The 22,621-nt window shown below is 40.5% G+C and carries 20 protein-coding genes and 4 pseudogenes; 13 read left to right on the top strand and 11 right to left on the bottom strand.

The annotated features are described in order from the left end of the window. Positions 1–27 precede the first annotated feature (27 nt). The 9 genes and pseudogenes from IPL35_04250 to IPL35_04290 all read left to right on the top strand — a co-directional run bounded on the left by IPL35_04250 (position 28) and on the right by IPL35_04290 (position 4,207). Complete coding sequence (locus tag IPL35_04250; GenBank protein ID MBK8442667.1) at positions 28–294, top strand: hypothetical protein; 267 nt, start codon at positions 28–30, stop codon at positions 292–294. Positions 295–425: 131 nt separating this feature from the next. After that, complete coding sequence (locus tag IPL35_04255; GenBank protein ID MBK8442668.1) at positions 426–743, top strand: hypothetical protein; 318 nt, start codon at positions 426–428, stop codon at positions 741–743. 4 nt (positions 744–747) lie between these two features. Continuing rightward, a complete protein-coding gene (locus IPL35_04260) occupies positions 748–975 on the top strand; it encodes a hypothetical protein (GenBank protein ID MBK8442669.1) in 228 nt (75 codons plus the stop codon). 2 nt (positions 976–977) lie between these two features. After that, positions 978–1,142: a hypothetical protein gene (locus IPL35_04265; GenBank protein ID MBK8442670.1), complete on the top strand. Its 165-nt coding sequence runs from the start codon at positions 978–980 to the stop codon at positions 1,140–1,142. 106 nt (positions 1,143–1,248) lie between these two features. After that, on the top strand, positions 1,249–1,527 hold the full coding sequence (locus IPL35_04270) for a hypothetical protein (GenBank protein MBK8442671.1): 279 nt from the start codon (positions 1,249–1,251) through the stop codon (positions 1,525–1,527). A 123-nt stretch (positions 1,528–1,650) separates the two neighbouring features. Further along, positions 1,651–2,694, top strand: a pseudogene (locus IPL35_04275) (acyl-CoA dehydrogenase family protein). A gap of 88 nt (positions 2,695–2,782) precedes the next feature. After that, a complete protein-coding gene (locus IPL35_04280; GenBank protein ID MBK8442672.1) occupies positions 2,783–2,980 on the top strand; it encodes a 30S ribosomal protein S21 in 198 nt (65 codons plus the stop codon). A 262-nt stretch (positions 2,981–3,242) separates the two neighbouring features. After that, a complete protein-coding gene (locus tag IPL35_04285; GenBank protein ID MBK8442673.1) occupies positions 3,243–3,467 on the top strand; it encodes a hypothetical protein in 225 nt (74 codons plus the stop codon). A gap of 159 nt (positions 3,468–3,626) precedes the next feature. Then, positions 3,627–4,207, top strand: a pseudogene (locus IPL35_04290) (radical SAM protein). Between the two features lie 242 nt (positions 4,208–4,449). On the opposite strand, the pseudogene IPL35_04295 reads toward IPL35_04290, so the two are convergent. The 5 genes and pseudogenes from IPL35_04295 to IPL35_04315 form a co-directional block, all read right to left on the bottom strand. Further along, positions 4,450–7,555 (bottom strand): annotated as a pseudogene (locus IPL35_04295) (type I restriction endonuclease subunit R). Next, on the bottom strand, positions 7,552–8,184 hold the full coding sequence (locus tag IPL35_04300) for a transposase (protein ID MBK8442674.1): 633 nt from the start codon (positions 8,182–8,184) through the stop codon (positions 7,552–7,554). Before IPL35_04300 ends, IPL35_04295 begins: the two are co-directional and overlap by 4 nt. A gap of 137 nt (positions 8,185–8,321) precedes the next feature. After that, complete coding sequence (locus tag IPL35_04305; GenBank protein MBK8442675.1) at positions 8,322–8,912, bottom strand: restriction endonuclease subunit S; 591 nt, start codon at positions 8,910–8,912, stop codon at positions 8,322–8,324. Next, a complete protein-coding gene (locus IPL35_04310) occupies positions 8,879–9,520 on the bottom strand; it encodes a restriction endonuclease subunit S (GenBank protein ID MBK8442676.1) in 642 nt (213 codons plus the stop codon). Before IPL35_04310 ends, IPL35_04305 begins: the two co-directional genes overlap by 34 nt. Continuing rightward, positions 9,510–11,089: pseudogene (locus IPL35_04315) on the bottom strand (SAM-dependent DNA methyltransferase). Before IPL35_04315 ends, IPL35_04310 begins: the two are co-directional and overlap by 11 nt. A 252-nt stretch (positions 11,090–11,341) precedes the next feature. On the opposite strand from IPL35_04315, the gene IPL35_04320 reads away from it, so the two are divergent. Further along, on the top strand, positions 11,342–12,688 hold the full coding sequence (locus IPL35_04320) for a GIY-YIG nuclease family protein (GenBank protein ID MBK8442677.1): 1,347 nt from the start codon (positions 11,342–11,344) through the stop codon (positions 12,686–12,688). A gap of 145 nt (positions 12,689–12,833) precedes the next feature. Here the strand turns inward: IPL35_04320 and IPL35_04325 are convergent, their stop codons facing one another. The 4 genes from IPL35_04325 to IPL35_04340 form a co-directional block, all read right to left on the bottom strand. Beyond that, the gene (locus IPL35_04325; protein ID MBK8442678.1) at positions 12,834–13,400 is read right to left on the bottom strand and encodes a YdeI/OmpD-associated family protein; all 567 of its coding nucleotides are present in this window, start codon (positions 13,398–13,400) and stop codon (positions 12,834–12,836) included. A gap of 66 nt (positions 13,401–13,466) precedes the next feature. After that, entirely contained in the window at positions 13,467–13,943 is a 477-nt protein-coding gene (locus tag IPL35_04330) for an acetyl-CoA carboxylase biotin carboxyl carrier protein subunit (protein ID MBK8442679.1), read from the bottom strand. A gap of 125 nt (positions 13,944–14,068) precedes the next feature. Then, positions 14,069–14,638, bottom strand: a complete 570-nt coding sequence (gene efp, locus IPL35_04335; GenBank protein ID MBK8442680.1) for an elongation factor P — start codon at positions 14,636–14,638, stop codon at positions 14,069–14,071. Positions 14,639–14,822: 184 nt separating this feature from the next. Then, positions 14,823–15,161 carry a DUF2853 family protein gene (locus tag IPL35_04340; GenBank protein ID MBK8442681.1) on the bottom strand — a complete coding sequence of 113 codons (339 nt, stop codon included), beginning with the start codon at positions 15,159–15,161 and terminating at the stop codon, positions 14,823–14,825. A gap of 261 nt (positions 15,162–15,422) precedes the next feature. On the opposite strand from IPL35_04340, the gene IPL35_04345 reads away from it, so the two are divergent. Further along, positions 15,423–17,837 (top strand): CotH kinase family protein, encoded by a 2,415-nt coding sequence (locus IPL35_04345; GenBank protein MBK8442682.1) that lies wholly within the window; start codon positions 15,423–15,425, stop codon positions 17,835–17,837. Positions 17,838–17,849: 12 nt separating this feature from the next. On the opposite strand, the gene IPL35_04350 is transcribed toward IPL35_04345, so the two are convergent. Then, positions 17,850–18,374, bottom strand: a complete 525-nt coding sequence (locus tag IPL35_04350; protein MBK8442683.1) for a hypothetical protein — start codon at positions 18,372–18,374, stop codon at positions 17,850–17,852. Between the two features lie 809 nt (positions 18,375–19,183). Between IPL35_04350 and IPL35_04355 the strand changes: the two genes are divergently transcribed. Continuing rightward, a complete protein-coding gene (locus IPL35_04355) occupies positions 19,184–20,347 on the top strand; it encodes a T9SS type A sorting domain-containing protein (protein MBK8442684.1) in 1,164 nt (387 codons plus the stop codon). A gap of 220 nt (positions 20,348–20,567) precedes the next feature. Further along, positions 20,568–22,079: a D-alanyl-D-alanine carboxypeptidase/D-alanyl-D-alanine-endopeptidase gene (gene dacB, locus IPL35_04360; GenBank protein MBK8442685.1), complete on the top strand. Its 1,512-nt coding sequence runs from the start codon at positions 20,568–20,570 to the stop codon at positions 22,077–22,079. Between the two features lie 182 nt (positions 22,080–22,261). Here dacB and IPL35_04365 read toward each other — a convergent pair whose 3' ends face one another. Beyond that, on the bottom strand, positions 22,262–22,576 hold the full coding sequence (locus tag IPL35_04365; GenBank protein ID MBK8442686.1) for a DUF59 domain-containing protein: 315 nt from the start codon (positions 22,574–22,576) through the stop codon (positions 22,262–22,264). Positions 22,577–22,621: the final 45 nt, after the last annotated feature.

Below are 22,621 nucleotides of genomic sequence, written 5' to 3' on the forward strand. Positions count from 1 at the left end.
AATGATAGAACAACCTTTAACAGTAGTATGCAGGGTATATATGGCATTGAGCTGTCTTCTGATATTAATACAGATAATTCTTTTCAAAAAAACGAATGTTTGGATTTATTTACACTGATAAAAGAATATGATTTAGTATCAAAAGCAAGCAAAGAGTATAAAGATAATTTCAGGATAAAGAAATTAAATAATGAAAACGTAGAAATATTTAAAATTACAGACAGCAATGAGTATATATTGACAGATAAAATTACAAGGATTCTATTTTTCGGATTCAGCTTACTTATTCATTAATAAACCAGCAAAGTGGTTGTATTATGCAGAAAATTATTTAGTGGAAAATTGCCTGTAATATCAGACTTACTATTTATGATTTTGACCTGAACAAAGCCAAAGAAAAAACCTCTATTATCGGTAAAGCGGAATTGGAAGAAAACGGTGAAAATTTGGCTTTGGTACTGAAAAGGATTTTGGATGATGAGGAAAAAGCAGGAGTTTTTTCTAATCTTATGCGAGATGTATTGCCTTTTATTGACAAAATCAGTATTGACAAATCTTTTGACAAATCGCTCTTATTTAAAGTAAAAGAAACTTTTCACAACGATTCATTTATCCCCGGTTTTTTGCTGTCAGACGGTACAATTTCTGTTACAGCCATTTTAATCGCATTATTTTTTGAAAAAAAACCTGTTATTGCTTTTGAAGAACACTGGAGCAGGAGTACATCCTTCGCTTATTGCTAAAATAATGCAATATTTTTATGAGGCTTCGCAGAAAAAACAAATATTTATCACTACCCACAGCCCCGAAGTTTTAAAACATCTGCAACATATTTCCGACTTGGTTTTAGTATCGCGCAATAAAAAGGGCTTCGCCGAACTCGTCAAACCCGCCGACAAAGAAATGGTGAAAGCCTTTTTGGATAATGATTTGGGAATAGACGAACTTTTTATTCAAAACCTTTTAGATATGTAAATATGATGCCATACAACGGTTTGTATGTATTTGTAGAAGGTGATGATGACGAGCGTTTTTTTAATGCAATCATTCGCCCTTTAATTGTTTCGGCTTTTTCTTTTATAAAAATCATCAAATATGCACAACTCAACAAAAAGATACAGAGGCTTTTATCAAAACTTTAGATAAAAATGGAAATGATTATATCTTTATAGCTGATTTTGATTCTGGGGTGATGCTTCTTTTTGTGTCAGTAAAAGGAAGCAAAAAGAATATGAAAAATACGCCAATTTGTTGGCAAAAGAACGGATTTTTGTAGTAAAAGAAGTAATAGAAAGCTGGTATTTAGCAGGCATTAGTGAAGAACAAAAAGAAAAATTTAAGATAGAAAATTTTACCGATACCCAATGCTTAAACAAACATTATTTTGATGCTTTGAGTAATGCACCTGATTTCAGAATTGAAATTTTAAAAGGTTATTCATTAGAAAAAGCCGTATTTTGCAATGCTTCTTTGTGTTATTTTAATGATAAGTTTTTAAAAAAATATGCCATAATCAACAACACATAAATACACATAATGATACAAACAGACACAACAACAAGTGCGGACTTGATTTTTCTTTGAATGAAAATGTGGCGATGATTCGCGAAAGTGTGCGCAGCTTTGCCGAAAGAAATACGCCCCTACCTGATGGAATGGGACGAAAGCCAATATTTTCCCGTAGAATTGTTCAAAAAAATGGGCGAACTCGGTTTTATGGGCGTAGTAGTGCCGCACGAATACGGCGGCGCAGGCTTCGGATATATTGAATATGTGACGGTGGTGAGCGAAATTGCCAGTGTATGCGGCTCGGTGGGTTTGTCGGTGGCGGCGCACATCCGCTGTGTGCGGACATATCCTCGCTTTCGGCAACGAAGCCCAAAAACAAAAATACCTACCCAAATTAGCCACTGCCCAACATATCGGGGCTTGGGCACTCACCGAACCCAACACCGCAGCGATGCCATCGTATGAAATGCACCGCCCGCAAAGAGGCAACGAGTGGGTACTCAACGGTGACAAATGCTGGATTACGCACGGTGCTACGGGCGATGTGGTAGTGGTGATTGCACGAACCGGCGAACTCCTAGATAGCCACGGCATGACGGCTTTTGTGGTGGAACGCGGCACTCCGGGGCTTAAAGCAGGCAAAAAGAAAACAAACTCGGTATGCGCTGCTCGAAACCGCCGAAGTGATTTTTGAAGATTGCCGTATTCCCGAAGAAAACGTACTCGGTCAGGTGGGCGAAGGTTTTCAACAGGCAATGAAAATTTTGGACGGCGGGCGCATCTCTATCGCCGCACTCGGCTTGGGCATCGGCAAAGGGGCTTATCAAGCAGCCCTCAAATATGCCAAAGAACGCGAACAATTCCAGGAGCTGATTGCGAATTTTCAGGGTATTGCCTTCAAAATTGCGGATATGGCAACAAAGTGGAAGTGGGCGAACTCCCTACCCTGCAAGCCGCCTATGAAAAAATAAAGGACTGAAAATGACCAAAGAGTCGGCAATGGCAAAATACTATACTTCCGAAGCTGTACAGATCGCCACCGATGCCGTTCAGATTTTTTGGCGGTTACGGCTATACCAAAGATTTCCGGTAGAAAAATTTTACCGCGACTCCAAACTCAGCACTATCGGCGAAGGCACGAGCGAAATTCAAAAATTGGTTATCTCACGCGAAATTTTAAAATAATTTTATCATCAGGATTTTGGATTATTAAAAAATAAAACCTATTTTGCCGTCCGAAATTTCATTAAAACATTTAAGATATTTACTATTTATGTTGATTATTGATTGTAGAGAAAGCGATACTATTGATAAGGCTTTACGCAAATACAAAAAGAAATTTGAAAAAGCAGGTATTTTGCGCCAGTTGCGCAAACGCAAGCAATTTACAAAGCCCTCTATTGAAAATCGCCAACAGAAATTAAAGGCTATTTATAAAGAAGAAATGTACGGTCCGAACAGCCAAGAGTAAAAATTATAGGTTGTTGCTTTGCGGTGAGCAAAGAAGTATTTTTTCTTCTGAATTTTTATAAAAAATCGGCTCGCTTGTAGGATAATTCTTACAAGCGGCTTTGTTTTTTGTATAAAGTATCCGGCTTTTTTTTCAAACCGCACAGAATATGCTCTATCGAGCCGCTAAAAACATCGTAAATATTTGTGCTTTGGAAACTAATCTAACTTTGTAGGACAAAATATTATTGGTATTTTTATACATTGTAACCATCTTAATTTTTATGAAATACAATCTCAGTTTCAAAGATATTTTAGTGCGTTATGTGATAATGGTAGTGATTTTAATGGCAGGTGCATTGACACAACAAGTGTGGCTGATGTTTTTAGCTTGCCGTTTTATTACGGCGTTGTTGGAATGTGTCCTATATATACAGCTATGGGTATCAATAACAACCCCGAAGCTGCTCCGAAGACGACGACCATTAATCGCGCTAATGCGGATTTAGATATTTTATTTTAATAAAAACATAAACCCGAAAGCATACTATCATGGTCTTTCGGGTTTTTCTGTGATAATTCTGTCGCCTCCGCCCCGCCGCGGCTGCCCAACAGCCTGTTGCAGCCGTAAAATTGCCGCACCGCGCCGCTACGGATATGCTGCGGTGATGGAGCATTTTTATACTTTGCAGGGCGAGGGGTTTCATCAGGGCAAAGCCGCTTATTTCATTCGTTTGGGTGGTTGTGATGTAGGCTGCGTGTGGTGCGATGTAAAAGCCTCCTGGAATGCCGCAGACCACCCGCGCCTTTCGGTGGAAGATGTAGTAGCCGCTGCCGCCCAACAGCCCGCCCGCATCGCCGTTGTTACGGCGGCGAGCCGCTGATGTACGACCTCGCCCCACTGACTGCCGCCCTCCGGCAAGCGGGCTTCAAAACGCACTTGGAAACCTCCGCCGCCTATCCGGTTTCGGGTACTTGGGACTGGATTTGTGTATCGCCGAAAAAATTTAAAGCCCCCCTGCCCGAAGTGTTGGCACTGGCACACGAGTTGAAGGTGGTGGTATATCACGAAAGCGACTGGAAATGGGCACAAAGTTTTGTTCCTGCCCTTAACACCTCTACTGCGCTGCTGCTGCAACCCGAATGGAGTCGCCGCGAGCGCATCACTCCTTTTTTGGTGGACTTGGTGAAGCAACACCCGCAATGGCGTATTTCACTGCAAACACACAAATATTTAGATATTCCTTAATTGTGTTTTTTTAAGCGGGGTAGTATTGAATTTTTGTTTTTTGTGGGGTAGTAGCGATGAATTTAGTGAGTACTACATATTTAAATTGAACAAGATCATATAAAAGTATTCAACTTCAATTTTGTGTGTCGCCGCTAATAACAACAAGTTGTTACCTTAGTTTTCCTATTTATTGTATCAGCAAACTATTTCTTTTGCCATATTAATTACTTGACAATATGTGTGACTGCTGTGGTGACACATTAGTTCTGATTTTTTTTAAAGTTTTCTGCTTGTTCAAATATTTCAACATACACTTCGTCTCTCTCTACTGGTGGATAGCCAAACTCGTCTAGCAAAAGAATTAGTCCAACTTTTAAAGCTGATTTTATATCTTCTCTTTTGTTCCAATCGGGAAATCTAGCTTGGCCCGTCCACTAAATCTTTCACGGCTTTTGCAAGTTCAATCATTTTGTCATCGGGATATTTGAAGTCGTATTTTATACAAAGTTCTTTCAAAATATCGTAAAATGCTTTTTCTTCAAAGTTGATTCCTAAAACATCACCTGCCGAAAATTCTTTGTGTACATCCCAAATTAATTCTGTCAAAGCGTTTGCCATTTCTTCATAGACTTCACTTCTTAGAATATCTTTTTCTTCTCTTTCGTTATAGCGTTCTACCAAGTATTGCATTTTCTTTGAAAAGTCAATTCCTTTTACTTTATTAACTTTTTTTAGTTCGCTTATTACTTTGGCTAAGAGCTGCTGAAGTAATTTTATTTTAGTGTTAGGTAATTTTATTTTGTCAATTTTTGCTAAATAATCTTTATCAAAAATATCTTGTTCCGATTCTTCCTCATTCCCCAATTTAAAAATTTCCTCAACGCCATCGCTTTCTAATGCGTTTTTAATCATTTCTCTTACTTTGACATTCATTTGTGCCGTATCGGGTGCATTGCCTTTCGTCAGTTTAAATACTATAGAACGAACTGCTAAATAAAAATGCGTATAGTCTTTTTCAATTTGTGTGATTTGTTCACTTCCTGCACAAATGTCGTAGGCTGCTTTAAGACGTTTTACAAAACCCATAAAACGAGTTTCAATATCTTTGGTTCGTTGAACATATTCAGCAGCTAAATTCAAAGTGTTTAATTGCTCCAATGCCGAACCCTTAAAATATTTTGTAGCATCAAAACTGTGAAACAATTTGGCTAATAAATCTAAATGGTTTCTTACAATTATTAACGATTCTGCAATGTCTTCAAAATTGTCTTCATCACCTTTGTTGTATCTCGCCAAGGCAAGATTCATTTGCTTTTTGATGCCGATATAATCGACTACTAAACCTTTGTGCTTACCTTCAAACTTGCGGTTTACACGTGAAATGGTTTGAATTAAATTGTGTTGTTGAATTGGTTTATCAATGTAAATGGTATCTAAAAATGGCACATCAAAACCTGTGAGCCACATATCTACAACGATGGCAATTTTAAAATTGGACTTCTCATTTTTAAATTGTCTATCTAATTCTTTGCGTTGGTCTTTTGTGCCTAATAAATTATAAAGCGTTTCTTCATCATCTTGCCCCTCTGGTCATTATCATTTTTAGGCGTTCCATAGGCTTTAATTCTCGTTTGTCTTTTTTCGGATAATTTTTCTTCATCTTTAGGGTCAGCCACTAGGGCAGCCCTTACCCATTCAGGTTTTATTTCAATAATATTTTTATACAATTCATAAGCAATTTCTCGACTACTGCATACAAACATCGCTTTGCCTTTTACGGTTGCGCCTTCTGCAATTCTTTTTCGTAGTGCGTTACAAAATCTTCTGCTACTGCTTTTAGTCTTTTCCATTTTTCAAAGCCACTTTTGCTGCTCTGCCTTCATACACAATCCTCACAGTGATTTCATCTTTCACTGATTCTGTCATGGTATAAGCATCCACCACTTTACCAAATACATCAAGCGTTGCATCTATTGGCGTTCCTGTAAAACCTACAAAGGTGGCATTGGGCAAACTATCGTGTAGGTATTTTGCAAAGCCAAAAGTTTTGCTAACGCCTTTGTTGGTTATTTTTACTTTTTGGTCTAAATTTACTTGGCTTCGGTGTGCTTCATCGCTTATGAAAATAATATTGGTACGGTCAGAGAGTAGTTTGGTATCTTCTGTAAATTTGTGAATGGTAGTAAGAAAAACGCCTCCACTTTGTCTGCCTTGTATCAGTTCTCGTAAATTGTTTCGGCTTTCTACACTTACAATGGTATTGTCGCCAATAAAATTTTTGGCATTGGTAAATTGTCCCGAAAGTTGGTCATCTAAGTCGGTTCTGTCGGTAATTAATACAATGGTTGGGCTTTCAAAATATTCGCTTTTCATTAATAACCTAGCGAGGTAAAGCATTGTAAAACTTTTGCCACAACCCGTTGCACCAAAGTAAGTGCCTCCTTTTCCATCGCCTTTGGGCTTTTGAGCAAGTTTTATATTGTGATACAATGTTCTGGCTGCATAGTATTGCGGATAACGACAAACTATTTTTTCGTTTTTCTTTGAGCTGTCAGGAATGTAAATGAAGTTGCGAATAATATCTCTCAATCTGTTTTTGTCAAACATCCCTTGAATGAGGGTAAACATACTATCAATACCATCTACATCTTTTGCTAAACCTGCCACTCTACGCCAAGCATAATAAAAGTCGTAAGGGGCAAAAAACGAACCTGCTTTGTTGTTTACGCCATCGCTGATTACACAAAAAGCATTGTATTTAAATAGTTCTGGAATATCTCTTTTGTATCTTTCTGTAAGTTGTCTATATGCTGCAAAACAATCAGCCTCTTCCCGAATAGGACTTTTAAATTCAAATACCACCAATGGCAAACCATTTATGTAAATGATAGCATCAGGAATTCGTTTTTCATTACCTATAATTTCGAGTTGGGTTACAAATTTATAAATGTTATTGTCGTCTCCGTATTCTGCTTCGGGTTCTGCTGCTATTGAAATTATTTCATCTTCACTAGGTTGGCGGTGTTTGTTTAAGCCTACATAATTGATAAGTTGAATGTAAATGTCTTTTTGGTTGCGGTCTTCTCGTTTGAGAATGAAACCGTCTGAAAGCATTTTTAAGAAGGTTTTATTGCTTTCATACAAATCGGAAGCGGAAAGCGATTTGAGTTGAAGAATGATGGATTTTACTTCCTTTGTAGTAATGCCATTACTGGCATATTGATTTAATAAATAGGCTTGCAAATCGGCTTCTATCAACACATCATCAGGTTTACGCACTAGGGTATTGCCCAATTGGTGAGTAAAGCCTTGCTGCTGCAATAGCTCTACAAAGGTTTGTTCTAATTTTGCTTCGGTAAATTTCATAGTTTATAAAATTTATCTTCTGTCCATTTGGTAGGATTGTTAATGATGTAGTCAGAAATTCGTTGGTACGATTGTTCATTGCGGATGATGTGTTCGTGATAATTGCGTTGCCACAATTTTCCGTTAAATGGTGCCCAACCCCAATTTTTTACCCCCCGAATATATTCCACCGTAACAATGGATTTAAACGCCCCAACCATATCACCAACGGTTTTGTTTTTTTGCGTAGGGGCAACCCCTTGTGGTTGCCCCTTTTCCGTTTCGCCGTTGGGGGCGACCGTTTCGCCGTTGGGGGACACCGTTTCGCCGTTGGGGGACACCGTTTCGCCGTTGGGGGCGGCGACCACGAGGGTCGCCCCTACGATTTCCAATATGGCGTGGAAATGGTTGGGCATCACAATATATTCGTGTAATTGGATATTTGTAAAACGTTCGTGTAATTGGTTCCATTCGTTTTCAACCATCATACCCGCATCATTCAATATCATTTCGCCTTTCACCACGCCCCCAAATAAACACGCCCTATCCTGACAACATATTGTTATAAAATACAAACCTGCTTGGCTGTAATCGTATCCTTTTAATCGGATAGAACGGCGATGGTGAATGTTTGGGTTATATTGACTCATACTGTTTTCGTTTTTATCGTTGGGGCAACCGTTGGGGCAACCGTTGGGGCAACCCTTGCGGTAACCGTTGGGGCAACCGTTGGGGCAACCCTTGCGGTTGCCCTCATACACGAATGGGCGACCGCAAGGGTACACCCTTACACTACTGTCGCTAACCTCGAAAGCAATAATTCTTTCAGTTCCGTTAGCTTTTGGTTTTCTAATGACTTTAAACCCTTTTCAAGGAATAATTTCTTCATCAAGTTTTCAAACTGTTCTAATAAATCACTTTTAGGAACTATAATTTCAAAATCTTCAATTTCAGTTTTAGTAATAGCTTCTCTTGTAGAACCCGATTGACTAATTCCCAACAATGCATTTTTACTGCCTGTTGAACATAAATTTAAAAGTAAGTAGAATGAGATATTCAATTTGTTATCAGGTCTAATAATCATTACATGTTGGTTCACTCTTGCGGGCAAAACATTACTAGGCACCATACAGCAACGAGCGACAGAAACGCCAGTGATATTGAAAAGAATATCGTTTTCTTTTACTCTAACATTTTTGAGTTTGTTGGCTTGGTCATCATTAATAAAAGCTAAATCTTCAAATGAGAAATTATAGTCAAAAACGTTGGTACTTCTTATAAGAGATATGCCAGAATTAAAGTAACTTTCTTTACCACCTGTCGGAGTTGAGCCACTTCCAATTTTTAAGCATATATTTTTAGCGTATCGGTCTTCCACCCTTCCGGCAAATTCTCTAAATCAATTCCCTCCACAAACAACTGCTTATAAATAGCCTGTGCTGTTTCTTCGAGTTTTTGAATCAGTTGTTGGTTCAGGGCTATGCGGTTTTGGATAACGTTGTATTCTTTTACGATTTCTTTTTGTTTATCAATATGGGGGATGGGAAGTTGTAAATTTTCAAAATCTTCCCATTCTAAACTTCCTCTTACACCTCCAACTGCGTGAAAACAAGCCTCACGGTCAAATTCAGAACGTGAAAACCACATCATTAAATATTCGGGTAAAAGTTCTTTTTCGTTCTTTACTTCAAAAATGGGATAGGCTTGCGAAATAATCGCTTCGTCCACTTCTTGCAACAAAGCCACAGGCATTTTTTTATCCCGTCTGACCTGCATGGTGCTACAAGCAAATTGATTTTTGCGAATGATTTTATAATTCTCCATATCCGTTCCAATAATATTGGCAACAGAAGGAATAAACTGTTTAGAAATGCTTAAACCCAAAAGCTGTTTTACTTGCAGCCCTTTGTTTCGTTCATCAACAAGCTTTATATGTTCGCCAATTCGTTTATAATTTGATTTGGCTTCGCCGATTTTACAATTCATAACCTAATTCTTTAAATACGGTTAGTAAATCATTTTTGCTTTGTGCTTCGGCTTTCAATAAGTCGGCAAATTCACCTTGAAGTTTCTTCATTTTTTCATCAAAGTCTATATTTTCATCACGGTTTACAAACTCAATGTATTTGCTCGGCACCAACGAAAAATCCTTTTTGGCTACTTCGTCAAATGAAGCGGAATAGCAGAACTCAGGAATATTTTGATATGGCAACCACAAGGGATTGCCTGTACTTTCTGATTGCCATTGGTGATAAGTGCTTGTAATTTTTTAAAATATCTTCTTCTGAAAACTGAATGTATTTTTTCTCAAACGGAATACCTATTTGCCGCAAATCCATAAACAGAATTTCTTTTTCTCGGTTGCGATAATGGCGTTCTTCATCACCAATGTTTCTGTTATGTGCTTTTTTATTTTTATTCAAAATCCAAAGCGTAACACTTATGTTGGTGGTGTAAAACATATCTTGGCAAAACCAAAATCGCTTCTACCAAATTATTTTCAATGAGCTTTCTACGGATTTTATATTCTTCACCACCACCACTCAAAGCACCATTCGCCAATATAAAACCTGCTACACCATTGTCGCTTAGTTTGCTCACCATATTCAAAATCCAAGCATAGTTGGCGTTGCTTTTGGGTGGCACATCATAACCGCGCCAACGTGGGTCGTCTATCAACTCGTTTTCGCCTCTCCAATCTTTTTGGTTAAAAGGCGGGTTTGCCATTATGTAATCAGCTTTCAGGTCTTTGTGTTGGTCGTCTGCAAAAGTGTCGGCAGCTTTTTCGCCAAGGTTTCCGCTAATGCCTCGTATGGCAAGGTTCATTTTTGCCAGTTTGTAGGTGGTGTTGGTATATTCCTGTCCGTAAATAGAAATTTCTTTTTTATTGCCGTGGTGTGCTTCTATGAACTTAATAGATTGCACAAACATACCGCCCGAACCACAAGCAGGGTCGTAGATAATGCCTTTGTATGGTTCTATCATTTCGGCAATCAGGTTTACAATGCTTTTGGGCGTGTAAAATTCTCCTTTGCCTTTCCCTTCTGCCAATGCAAATTTTGAAAGAAAGTATTCATACACTTTGCCTACCACATCTTGTTTGGGGTCTTTGGTGGTATCAATATCGTTGATGGTATCCAGCAAAGAAGCCAATTTGGTAACATCTAATCCCAAACGAGAAAAATAATTGTCGGGCAAAGCACCTTTCAGGGCTTTGTTATTTTTTTCAATGGTGTGCAAAGCGGTGTCAATAAGCAGGGCAATATCACTTTGTTTTGATTTTTTTATAATGTAGCTCCATCGGCTGGTTTCTTCTAAAAAAAACACATTGTTCATATTGTAGAACTCCGGTATTTCAATGTATTTCCCTTTGCCTTCGGCTATGAGTTTGGCTCGGTGGTCTTCAAACTTATCGCTGGCAAATTTTAAGAAAATCAGTCCTAATACCACGTGTTTGTATTCGGCTGGCTCTACGCTGCCTCTCAATTTATTGGCTGCTTCCCAAAGGGTCACTTCTATTGCTTTTTCTTTTTGTTCTTTCTTCTGTTTCGCCATATATTTATTGGTCTGTCAGTTTTGTATTGATGTCATTTTAATCTTGTTGTCTGCCATTGTCCAACCCCGCATATCCGCAAAAATAATATAATTGCCCGCACTCACGGATATTTTATAATTATTTTTCTTAACACCGCAGGGTACAAAATTTTTTTGAAAAAAAACATCACCCCCACATTCTATATATTCATTTTTCAGGGGCAACTCATTTCCTAGTGTATCAAAATATCGTTTTCTTTGTGCTGCTTTTTTATGGAAGCCATCTATATTTATTTGGAAACCGGCGGCAATGGCGCAGACGACAACATCGTGTCGCTGGCACTGTATCAGGCGGCAACGCACTGGGAGTGGGCGAGTTTGGTGCACCCCGAACAAAAACTTTCGTACCGACAGCAAAGTTATTTGGCTCTCAGTAGGGAGCAGTTGCAGCAAGCTCCGCCTTTTTATGCCATCGCCAAAGATTTTCTGAACTTCATCGAAGGCAAAACGCTCATCGCTCACGATGCACAATTTGTATATAAAGTGTTGCGGCGTGCCTTTAAGCAGTTGGGATTTGTCTTTAAGCACGATTTTATATGCACACTCAAGGCTGCCCGCAGCCGCTATCCGCATTTGCCCTCTTATCAGTTGGAAGAACTGTGTACGCATTTCAAAATTCGTATTGAGCATAAAAGCCGCTTGCTGCGCTATACGCACCAGATAGCCGCTTTGCACGAATACATAAAAATACCGCCGCCCCCTGCTGCTCCCGAATTAGCCGTACAGCCCGAAACTTTTCAGACCACACAACTTACCGCGCATTTGCCCGAAGCGGCGGGGGTGTATTATTTGCTCAATAGCCGCAAAAAAATTATTTATGTGGGTAAAAGTTTAAATATCAAAACGCGGGTACAAACGCATCTGAATAATTGCGATACGGCTAAGGCTTTGCGTATGAAAGCCGAAATTGCAGCAGTGCGCTACGAAATAACGGGCAGCGAGTTGGCGGCTTTGCTGCTGGAATCGCACGAAATAAAATGCCTCAAACCGCTCTACAACCGCGCTCAAAGGCGCACCCGTTTTCCGTATTGCGTGGAGCATTTTATAAACGGCGAAAGCTACCATTGCCTGCGCGTTGTCCACAGCAGTCGCGCTGCACAAATGGTAGTGGCTACTTTTCAGTCGGTGGCGGCGGCAAAAGCGACTTTGGAGCAGTGGACGCGCACCTATCAATTGTGCCAAAAACTAAACGGTTTGTTTGATACCAAAGGGGCGTGTTTTTATTATCAGATTAAGGAGTGCGCCGGTGCTTGTGTGGGCGAAGAGCCGACGGCGGATTATAATGTGCGGGTGGAGCAGCTATTGGAAAAGTTGCAGTTTCGCGAGCCGCATTTTTTGCTCTTTGATGTGGGTAGGCAGGTGGGCGAATATGCGGTGATATGGGTAAAAAACGGTGCGTATCAGGGTATCGGTTATTGTAGCCTGCCGCCACAACGCCGCTATATCAAGCGGATTTTGGAGCATATTGTGCATTATCCCACCAACCGCGACACGCAAGGTATTATCCGTTCTTTTGTGGAGCGCAAAAAGTATTTAAAAATGCTGGTGTTGGATATGTAAGTAATTGTGCATTACTGTTTAGTATAAAGCACCTGATTATCAATTATTTTTATTACTTTAAAATATAAAATAATTTCTAACGAAATACTTAACAGAAAAAATATACTTGCACTTTTTTTAATACAAATTAAAAAAAACAAAATTTTCAACGCAAACGCTGTTGTTGCGCACTCTGCTCAATAAGTTTATCAAGGCGCGAGCGGCGTGTGCTTTCCTGTTTGGCACTCATCACCCAATACAAAATTGTTTTTTTATAGCTTGCAGCTTGTTTTTCAAAAAACTCCCAAGCGGCGGTATGCTTCCGAAATTCGGTTTCCAAATGTGGGTCGATGACTGGAATTTCTTTTTTTTCGTAGGCGTAAATTTTTGATTTTTCTTCTTTTCTTTTTTCAAAAGCAGCCCAGCCCGCAGTTTGCATTTTATCGGCGGCGGCAAGGGTTTCTATTTTGGCAATGTTTACGGCACTCCATATACTGTGTGGGCGGCGCGGCGTAAAACGAATACAATAACGCTGTGCATCAATGGATTTTCGTACCCCATCTATCCAGCCCCAGCACAAAGCAGCATCTACCGACTCCGACCAATTGATGCCTTTTTTACCTGCGCTTATTTTATAATACCCTACCAATATTTCTTTTTGGGTGTGATGGTGCGCTTGCAGCCAAAGATAAAAATCATCAAAGGTTTCAAAAAATTGGGGAATGAGCGACATAAGCAGAAGGATTTATTGTAAATACTTTTTTGTATAATAATGTTGCCACCATTCTTGTCAGCCGTTTTATTCCAGCACAATTAGCACCTGATTTTTTTCTACGGCAGCTCCTTTTTGTACGGATATGCTTTTTACTATACCCTCTCCTACTGCTTTGATATTGTTTTCCATTTTCATCGCTTCGAGTACCAATACCGTGTCTCCTTTGGCAATGGTATCGCCTACTTGCACTTTTATCGCCAGCACCAAACCGGGCATCGGAGCTTTTATTTCATTGATAATAAGGGCGCGTTGTTTGCCCATACCCAACTGCTCCAGCAACAAATCCATTTTATCTTTAATTTCTACATCATAGTCTTTGCCTTTGATGCGTACCGTCACCGTTTTGCTATCGGTGTTTATGGCTACAATTTCGGCATTATACGAACGATGGTTTAATAAAATATGATAATGGCGGTCGCTGCTTGCCTGCATATCCCACTGCCGGAGGTCGGCGGGATTGACGGTGAGTTCGGTGTTTTGGTTGATTTTTACCTGATACATAGGTGCTGTTGAGTGAAATACTGCGATGATTGGGCGAAAGGTAATGAAAAGCGACCGTTTAAAAAAACGAAAAAGTCATTTTTTTAAGCGGTCGCTCAAAACAGTTTATCTGATGATTGTTTTTTTTATTTCACGCGCTCTACATAGCGGCGTTCGCGGGTATCTACTTTTATTTTTTCGCCTTCATTCACAAACAAAGGCACTTGAATTACCGCTCCTGTTTCGAGGGTGGCGGGTTTGGAGGCGTTGGTGGCAGTATCGCCGCGCACACCCGGCTCGGAGTAAGTGATGAGCATCACCACAAAAGGCGGCAACTCGCAGCCGAGTACGGTTTCTTTTTCGGCATGAAAAATTACTTCTACTTCTTGCCCTTCTTTCAAAAAGTCGGGGTTGCTGATAAGGTTTTCGGGGATACCGATTTGCTCAAAGGTTTCGTTGTTCATAAAGTTGTAGTTATCGCCATCGTTGTACAAAAACTGATAGGGGCGGCGTTCTACACGTGCCGATTCGAGGCGGGTGCCGGAAGGAAAAGTATTTTCCAATACTCTGCCGGTGCTGAAACTTTTGAGGCGGGTGCGCACAAAAGCTGCACCTTTTCCGGGCTTAACGTGTTGAAATTCAGTAATTTGCCACAAGTCGTTATTAAACTCTATGCACAATCCGTTTTTAAAATCTGCTGTTGAAATTTGAGCCATATTAAAAATAAAATAATTATTGATGTATGAAAAATCGCCACAAAGGTAATATTTTTTTATAAAAAATGCAGCTGCCCGCCCTATATGTCGTTTTTTTGCTACTCGTTTTTCAATACAAAAACAGCCGATTTCTTTTATCCAGAAATCGGCTGTTTAAAAAATGCTTTATTAAGTAAAGAGAGTATTATTTAAACATATCCTCTTTTTTAAATTTTTTCGCCAACAAAGCATATACAATAGCTCTGTGTTTGCTGCGGTTTCCTTTGCCCATAGCATTTACGGCTTCTTCTACGGCTGCATCTAATTCAGGGCTATCAGCCAAACCCAACTTGCCAATGAGGAATTTGTTTTTAACACGGTCTAACTCTGCTTTATCGCTGCCGGATACCATAGAAGCATCGCCCAAATAAATAGAGGGACCTAAGCTTTTGGCAACTCCTCTCAGCAAATCGTCACCGATAGAAAGTTTCAATTCGGCTACGGCATCTTTGTAAATCTGCATTTTTTCATCAAACTTGCTCATAAATGATGTTGTGTTGTTTTGGGTTATAAATTGAGTAAAATAAAGTAAATACGGCTGCTCAACGGCAACTCCTATCTACGCAAAGATAGGGAATTTTTAAATCACTACACAGTATTTGCTTTTTTATTTGATTTTGAAGTTTTTAAAAAGTCACATTTTTACTTATGTTTTTATTAATTTGTGCAATTCGCTGCTTTTGTATAGCTTTGTTTTTTTAGTGTTTTTATTAATCGCACAACATATATATTTTATTTTAAAGTTATGTTTAAAAAACTAAGTACCATTATTTTATTAATGAGTGTACAATTAAGTGCACAAGTATATATCAATGAGTATTCTTGCTCTAATTTAAAGAATTTTAATGATATATACCAAAAAACGGAAGATTGGATAGAATTATACAATGCTTCGGAAAATGAAGCAGATATTTCGGGTTATTCCTTGAGCGACCGCGCCGATAAGCCTCAAAAATGGCAATTTCCGGCGGGTAGTGTCATTGCGGGCAAAGGTTTTTTGCTGATATGGGCTTCGGGCAGAGATACGCTCACAGAAGGCGAGTATCATACCAATTTCAGATTGAGCCAAACCGGAGATGACGCATTGCTCCTGAGTGATGCGCAAGGCAATATCCTCGAACAGCATGCGCTGTTTGTTACACAAACTGAACATTCTTACGGCAGACAACAAGACGGCAGCAATGCTTGGGGCATTTTTACTGCGCCCACGTTCCAAAGCAGCAACAACGACACGCCTTTTTTTATTACCTACGCTCCAAAAGTCGTTTTCAGTGCAGCCGCCGGTCGCTATACCGATTCGGTGACGGTAGCGATGAGTACTTCCGTTGAAAATATCACCATTCGCTACACCACCGACGGCAGCCTGCCCGACAGCAATGCCGCCATTTACAGCGAGCCGCTCCTTATCAGCAGCAATACCGTACTCAAAGCAGCTGCCTTTGTTGATTTTCCTACTATACTGCCCGGATTTGTGGAATATGCCACCTATTTTATCAACGAAAGCCATCATTTGCCGATTATTTCCATTAGCGGCAGCTATATGCTGAATTTGGTAAACGGCGACAACACCTTGCATCCGGTGGGTGCTTTTGAATATTTTGATAAAGATTTTAACCTAATTACCCGCGCCTACGGCGAATTTAATTCGCACGGCAATGATTCTTGGGTTTGCGACCAAAGAGGCGTGGACTTTATCAGCCGTGACGAAATGGGCTACTCCGCCGCTTTGCAACACAAAATTTTTGCCACCAGCGACCGCGATGAATTTCAGCGCATTATCATCAGGGCTTCGGGCGATGATAACTATCCTTGCGGCAACAATGACTACAACAAAGGCAGTGCCCACATGCGCGATGGTTATATTCATAATTTGGCGGAGCGCGGCGATATGCACTTAGACCTGCGCCGCAGCGAAAGAATTATTTTGTATGTAAACGGACAATATTGGGGCGTGTATGAATTGCGTGAAATACCCGACGAGCACGACTATACCGATTATTATTACCAACAAGACAAATACGATTTGCAGTATATCCTCACATGGGGAGATACTTGGGCAGAGTACGGCGGCGATCAGGCTTTGTCGGATTTTTCTGATTTGCGCTATTTTATCCTCAACAAAGATATGAACGACAGCAGCGATTTTAATCATGTGGATTCACTGCTCAATATCAAAAGTTTGATAGATTATGTGCTGGTCAATTCTTTTACGGTATGCTCCGATTGGCTCAATTACAATACAGGCGTATGGCGCGGCTTAAATCCAAAGGGTGACCATAAAAAATGGGGCTATATTTTGTGGGATAATGATGCTACTTTCGGTTTTTATCTCAATTATACCGGCATTCCCGACACCGGAGCTTTGGCTGCCGTGTGCAATACAGAAATACTCACCGCCGATTGGCAAGACCCTGAGCAGCATATTTCCATACTGAACAAATTGCTCGAAAACCCCAGCGTGCGTACTTATTACATTAATCGCCAAAACGACCTGCTCAATACCGTTTTCAGTTGTGATAATATGCTCAATTATTTAAACACCTACACCGCCCTCATCAAACCCGAAATGGAACGCCACGCACAGCGTTGGTACGGCACTTATGAGGGCTGGACTGCCAATGTTGCCAAACTCCAACATTTTATTGAAAATCGCTGCGAAGCATTGCACCAAAGCCTCAACGACTGCTATGATTTGACAGGACCTTTTGCGGTTACTTTTGATCAAAACCCGCGCGATGTGGGAGAAATTCAGGTAAACAGCCTTAAAAGCGAATTTACCGATTTTTTGCCCACAGATACGAGCCGAACGGTGCGCGTAAATTTTTTGCAAGATGATATGATTACGGCTCAATATACCAACATTGCCGGCGTGCCACAAGAAGAGTGGCTCACTGCCGAAGAAGGCGGGGTCGCTATTTATCCCACGCTCACCAACGATAAAGTACAAGTAGATTATTTTTTGGCAACACAGACAGCAGCAGTGACCATACAACTATTGTCGGCAGACGGAAAAGAAGTGGCGGTTTTTCGTGTGCCTTCGCAACAAGGAGCTAACCGTACCACAATTGATTTTCCGAAAAATTTACCGCAGGGTATGTATTTATTGCGCTACACCCATCAACAGAGTAGCAAAACGGCAAATATTTTTTATTTTAAATAAGAAAAATATTCTTTACTCCGCCACACTCGCTGTTTTTTCCCAATTGATGCGTTTGGCTAACCACGAATGGCGAAGCGGCTGTAAAAAATGCGCTTCCGCTTCGGCTTTGGTGTGTACGGTAATGTTGTAAATGAGTGTATCGGGGGTGAGTGTACCGTCTTGCAACAAATGTTGGGCATCGTTGAAATGAAAATCGGCGATGCTGCCGTCGGCTTGGCGATAGGCTACCTGCGTGCGCTGAAATACAGCAATATCAAAGGTTTGCTCTATATCCTGCAAAAAGCGTGTCATACCGTCAATGGAGCAGCCTCCGGCTTTATTGTTTTGCTCATCGGCGGCAATGACGATAAAACGCTCTTGCAACACTGTGGCGGCGGCATTCAGAGGTTTTCCGTGCGATTGCCAGGCGGCAGCAAAATTTTGCACCAGATTTTGAATAGGGGCTATTTCGTGCGCCGATAAATTGCGGTGGATTTGAAAAATCCATACACGCGCCTCTGAAGATAATTGTGGAAAACCAAAAGAAGAAGTATTCATAAGTTGATGCTATTGTTCAATAAAGATGTAAAATTAAAAAGAGGGCACTATGTAAAAACATAAACAATTATAATGTTGGGTGTTTTTATCCTTTTTTCTAAACAAAAGTATTTTAAAAACTATAAACGCCTAAATACTGCCTTTATTTTAAGACTTTTTACGCATTTTTTATAAAACTGATATAGTTAAAAATCTTAATTATTTAAACACTAAATATTTGTATTAGTTTTGTATTGGTTTTAAAATTCATTTTTTGTTGTTTAGGTTTATTTTTTTGACCATCGTAATAGCAGGGAAAGTGAAGTCCTTCGGGAGGAGGTTTCACTAAAGGGCTTAAAACGCCGTTTGCGTGTTCATACCCTATTTTATAAAGTTGTTCATCAAAATGTGCGTTCCGTCTTGATAGGGTTCTGCGGTTTGTTAGCCCGTTGCGCGGGTTGGGTGGGCGGCAAAGATGCCTTCTTGTTGAATAAAAAGAATAACGCCATTGTGTGAAACAATGTTTGTAGGCTGATGCTGTATATTATTTTTTTGCTTTAAAATTTTTAAAAAATCATATTAAATATATATTTTTTTATAATATTAAAAACAGGTAAAATATACATACATCTTCTTCATAAGAACATTAAAATATATGTTTATTCATACAATAAATATGCAGCTATTCATTTGTTTTAGTATAAATATTCACTGTCATATTTTACAAATACTACATAAAAACATAAATTTACAACCTTAGTTGTTTAAACATTAAATATTTATATTAAATTTGTAGGTTTTTTAGTATTTTTAAACAAAAATGTATTGATATGCAACAGAAAAAGTTCTCCCCCTTAGCTATTTTAAAAAAAGCACACGGCGCAGCTGGTATTTTTGTATTGGTATTGTGTTATATAGTTTTTAGTGCTAAAGAAAGCGGCTTGGCATCTGCCAACAGTGATGGCGGTGTAGGTGCGCCCGGCGACGGCTCTACCTGTGTCAGTTGTCACAGCTCCACTGGCAGCTACAACACAGCTATCAGTTTCAACATTTACCAAGCCGGCACTACTACCCCTGTTACTGCTTATACCGCAGGTACTACTTACGACATTACATTTGCGGCAACTGCCGGTGCAGGTACGCCCGGGGCTTACGGTTTTCAGTTGCTCGCCCTCATCAACAGCAGCAACACACAGGCAGGCACTTGGGCAAATTGGAGCAGCAATGTAAAAGAAACTACCACCGGCTCAGGCGGCACTTTGCGTCGCTACATAGAGCACGGTGTGGGCGGTGTTCCGAGTGCCTTGAACAACTACACCGTACAATGGACAGCTCCGGCGGCTGGTAGCGGTGCTGTGAAATTTTATTATGGCGGTGTATGTACAAACAACAACGGTAGCAACTCCGGCGATGATGCACAATTAGGCTCGACCACCATTACCGAAAATGTAAATACTTGCCAAAGTAATGTAACTGTTACGAGCAATATCACCAATACCAACACCACCGTTGAAGCTTCTAATAGTATTACCGCTACCAACACGGTATCTTTTACGAGTACTTTCAATGTGCTCTACGATGCCGCCGCTTGGATTGATTTGCTGCCCGGCTTTTGGGCAAACTCGGCAGCGGCTTCCTCTTTTGTGGCTACTATCGGCGGAGGCTGTAGTCCGGTTGCCAAAAACAGTATAGCCACTTTGAGTGACTTGGGTACTGATTTTTCGTTGGAGCAAGCCGTCATCAGTCCTAATCCCGCTTGCAGCAACATCCACGCTACATTGATGTTTGCTGCCTCCGAAAATGGTACGGTAGAAGTAGCTATATACGATATGCAGGGCAAATATTTGGGTACTTTGCTCAATAATGAAACCATACAAGCCAACCAACTGCACCAATTAAATATAGAAACAAGCAATTTGAGTAAGGGCACTTATTTAATCCGCCTTACTCAAAATGGCACGATGCAAAAAACCTTAAAAATGGTAGTTTTATAATTATTTTACTCCGATATTTTATAATAAAAAAAACTTCGTGCAGTCCAAACCTGCACGAAGTTTTTTTTATTATCTTCTGTGCTGTGCACTTTTTTTATGTGCCGTATTTTTTTTAATTAACATATTCGGCGTACTTTTGTCCAAATCGCCATTTCAACTTTTGATATTTGTTGATATGATTCTATTTTTTTAAAAATTTATTTTTAGCCATTCATCATTAATGCCGCCTCGTTTTTTTGCCGCTTCGTTTTTTTATTCCTTTTTATTCTTAATTTTTGGGCTGAAAAATATTGCCCTCATAGCCAATAATCCCGACACCGCGCGGGTGTGGGCGGCAATGCGGCAATTGCAAAAAGACCCTGTAATGAAGCACGCCGCCTGGAGTTTGACGCTCTACAACATAGACTCTGATGAAAGTGTGCTTGAATACAACAGCGATATGGGGCTGATGCCTGCTTCTACGCTCAAAATTGTCACCACTGCCACCGCATTGGCGACACTCGGCAGCGATTTTCGTTTTGAAACACGCCTGCAATACGAAGGCAATATTGACGACAAAGGCACACTGCACGGCAATCTCTATATCAAAGGCGGCGGCGACCCCACATTGGGCTTCGAACGAAATGGTTTCGGCTCGCGGCTGGAGGAGGTGATGCAACAGTGGGTGCAAGCTGCCAAAGATGCCGGTATCCGACACATAGACGGGGCGATTATCGGCGATGCCGAAATTTTTGAAACCGCTACGGTATCGGCAAAATGGCTCTGGGAGGACATCGGCAACTACTATGGTGCAGGTGCCTGCGGACTGAGCATACACGAAAATCAATACAATCTTTGTATGAAACCCGCTGCCCAAATCGGTGGCTTGGCAAGTATTGTGAATGCTGACCCGCCCGTACCGGGAGCTACTTTTGTGAATGAAGTGCGTACCGACAAAATCGGCGGCAGCGAAGGCGTTTTTATTTATGCTGCCCCCTACTCCGAGCTTATCTATGTGCGTGGCTACATCAACAACCGCGACCCCGACACCTATTGTATGGGAACACTCCCCGACCCGCCGCTTTTTGCCGCCATTACTTTACAAAAACATTTAGAAAAAAACGGTATTAAAGCTACCGAAGCTGCCACCACCCTCCGCGCCCTTCGGCAATTCGCCGATGACGACCACCGCACTACCATTCATAGCCTGCTGTCGCCGCCATTGAGAGATATTGTGTATTGGGCAAATAAACGTAGCCACAACTTGTATTGCGAGCACCTCCTCAAAATGATAGGGCATCAAGTGTATGGACACGGAACGGCTGATGTGGGATTACGCGCCATTAAAAATTATTGGCAACGCAAAAAAGTGGACTGGAGGGGTTTTGAAATGCAGGACGGCTGCGGCTTGTCGCCGATGAACAGCGTGAGTACCCGTCATTTGTCGCAAATTTTGAAAACCATTTATTTTGAACCCTACTATAACGATTTCAACCGCAGCCTCTCGTGGGCAGGTACAGTGGGCGACCACGGTCCACTCGGCGGGCATTTGGTGGGTACGCACTCACAGCGCAACCTGCGTGCCAAAAGCGGTACTTTTAAAAATGTGCGCAGCTATTCGGGTTATGTGGAAAATTTGTGCGGCGATACCATTGCTTTTTCTTTTATCATCAACAACGGCGATTGCGACACTAATTGTATGCGAAACCGCATGCTCACGGTGATGAAAACCTTTGCCGAAATGAAGGAGTAAGCAGTCGTTTCTTTTTAGTTCCAAATTTTCTTCTTCTTTCTATCCTTTTGCACCATACTCCTCTTATAAGTGGATAAAATATTTAATTGGTTTTTTAATAAAAACAAAATGTTTTATCCAACCTCAAGGCTCTTTTGGAACTTGAATGATTTACTATTGTGTCCTTATTTAAAATGGAATTTTTACCACATATCCAACTCCATACGCGCCACCTCCGACATAAAATCTTTGCTCCAGGGCGGATTAAAAACCAATTCCACCTGTACATCACCTACATTTTCTATTTGCTCTACGGCTACCTGTACTTCGGCAGGCAAAGAGTCGGCAACCGGACAATTAGGAGATGTAACCGTCATTTTGATATAAACATTATTCAAAGGCGGATATACCTGCACCTCGTAAATCAAACCCAAATCGTAAATATTTACCGGAATTTCGGGATCAAATACGGTTTTGAGTTGCTCTATTACCTGTTGTTCAAATGCTTGCTTGTCCATATATTTTCAAAACAATATACACAAAATTAAGTTGCAGCAGCCGAA

This window comes from Sphingobacteriales bacterium (assembly GCA_016711285.1).
In the GTDB taxonomy this organism is placed as follows: Bacteria; Bacteroidota; Bacteroidia; order Chitinophagales; family UBA2359; genus JADJTG01.

What these genes read in the sequence shown, in the direction of transcription:
- IPL35_04280 (MBK8442672.1), top strand. Translation starts at nt 2,783, where the DNA reads ATGTTGATTATTGATTGTAGAGAAAGCGATACTATTGATAAGGCTTTA.
- IPL35_04320 (MBK8442677.1), top strand. Translation starts at nt 11,342, where the DNA reads ATGGAAGCCATCTATATTTATTTGGAAACCGGCGGCAATGGCGCAGAC.
- IPL35_04265 (MBK8442670.1), top strand. Translation starts at nt 978, where the DNA reads ATGATGCCATACAACGGTTTGTATGTATTTGTAGAAGGTGATGATGAC.
- IPL35_04325 (MBK8442678.1), bottom strand. Translation starts at nt 13,400, where the DNA reads ATGTCGCTCATTCCCCAATTTTTTGAAACCTTTGATGATTTTTATCTT.
- IPL35_04300 (MBK8442674.1), bottom strand. Translation starts at nt 8,184, where the DNA reads ATGAGTCAATATAACCCAAACATTCACCATCGCCGTTCTATCCGATTA.
- IPL35_04330 (MBK8442679.1), bottom strand. Translation starts at nt 13,943, where the DNA reads ATGTATCAGGTAAAAATCAACCAAAACACCGAACTCACCGTCAATCCC.
- IPL35_04365 (MBK8442686.1), bottom strand. Translation starts at nt 22,576, where the DNA reads ATGGACAAGCAAGCATTTGAACAACAGGTAATAGAGCAACTCAAAACC.
- dacB (MBK8442685.1), top strand. Translation starts at nt 20,568, where the DNA reads ATGCCGCCTCGTTTTTTTGCCGCTTCGTTTTTTTATTCCTTTTTATTC.
- IPL35_04345 (MBK8442682.1), top strand. Translation starts at nt 15,423, where the DNA reads ATGTTTAAAAAACTAAGTACCATTATTTTATTAATGAGTGTACAATTA.
- IPL35_04340 (MBK8442681.1), bottom strand. Translation starts at nt 15,161, where the DNA reads ATGAGCAAGTTTGATGAAAAAATGCAGATTTACAAAGATGCCGTAGCC.
- efp (MBK8442680.1), bottom strand. Translation starts at nt 14,638, where the DNA reads ATGGCTCAAATTTCAACAGCAGATTTTAAAAACGGATTGTGCATAGAG.
- IPL35_04310 (MBK8442676.1), bottom strand. Translation starts at nt 9,520, where the DNA reads ATGAATTGTAAAATCGGCGAAGCCAAATCAAATTATAAACGAATTGGC.
- IPL35_04260 (MBK8442669.1), top strand. Translation starts at nt 748, where the DNA reads ATGCAATATTTTTATGAGGCTTCGCAGAAAAAACAAATATTTATCACT.
- IPL35_04250 (MBK8442667.1), top strand. Translation starts at nt 28, where the DNA reads ATGCAGGGTATATATGGCATTGAGCTGTCTTCTGATATTAATACAGAT.
- IPL35_04350 (MBK8442683.1), bottom strand. Translation starts at nt 18,374, where the DNA reads ATGAATACTTCTTCTTTTGGTTTTCCACAATTATCTTCAGAGGCGCGT.
- IPL35_04285 (MBK8442673.1), top strand. Translation starts at nt 3,243, where the DNA reads ATGAAATACAATCTCAGTTTCAAAGATATTTTAGTGCGTTATGTGATA.
- IPL35_04355 (MBK8442684.1), top strand. Translation starts at nt 19,184, where the DNA reads ATGCAACAGAAAAAGTTCTCCCCCTTAGCTATTTTAAAAAAAGCACAC.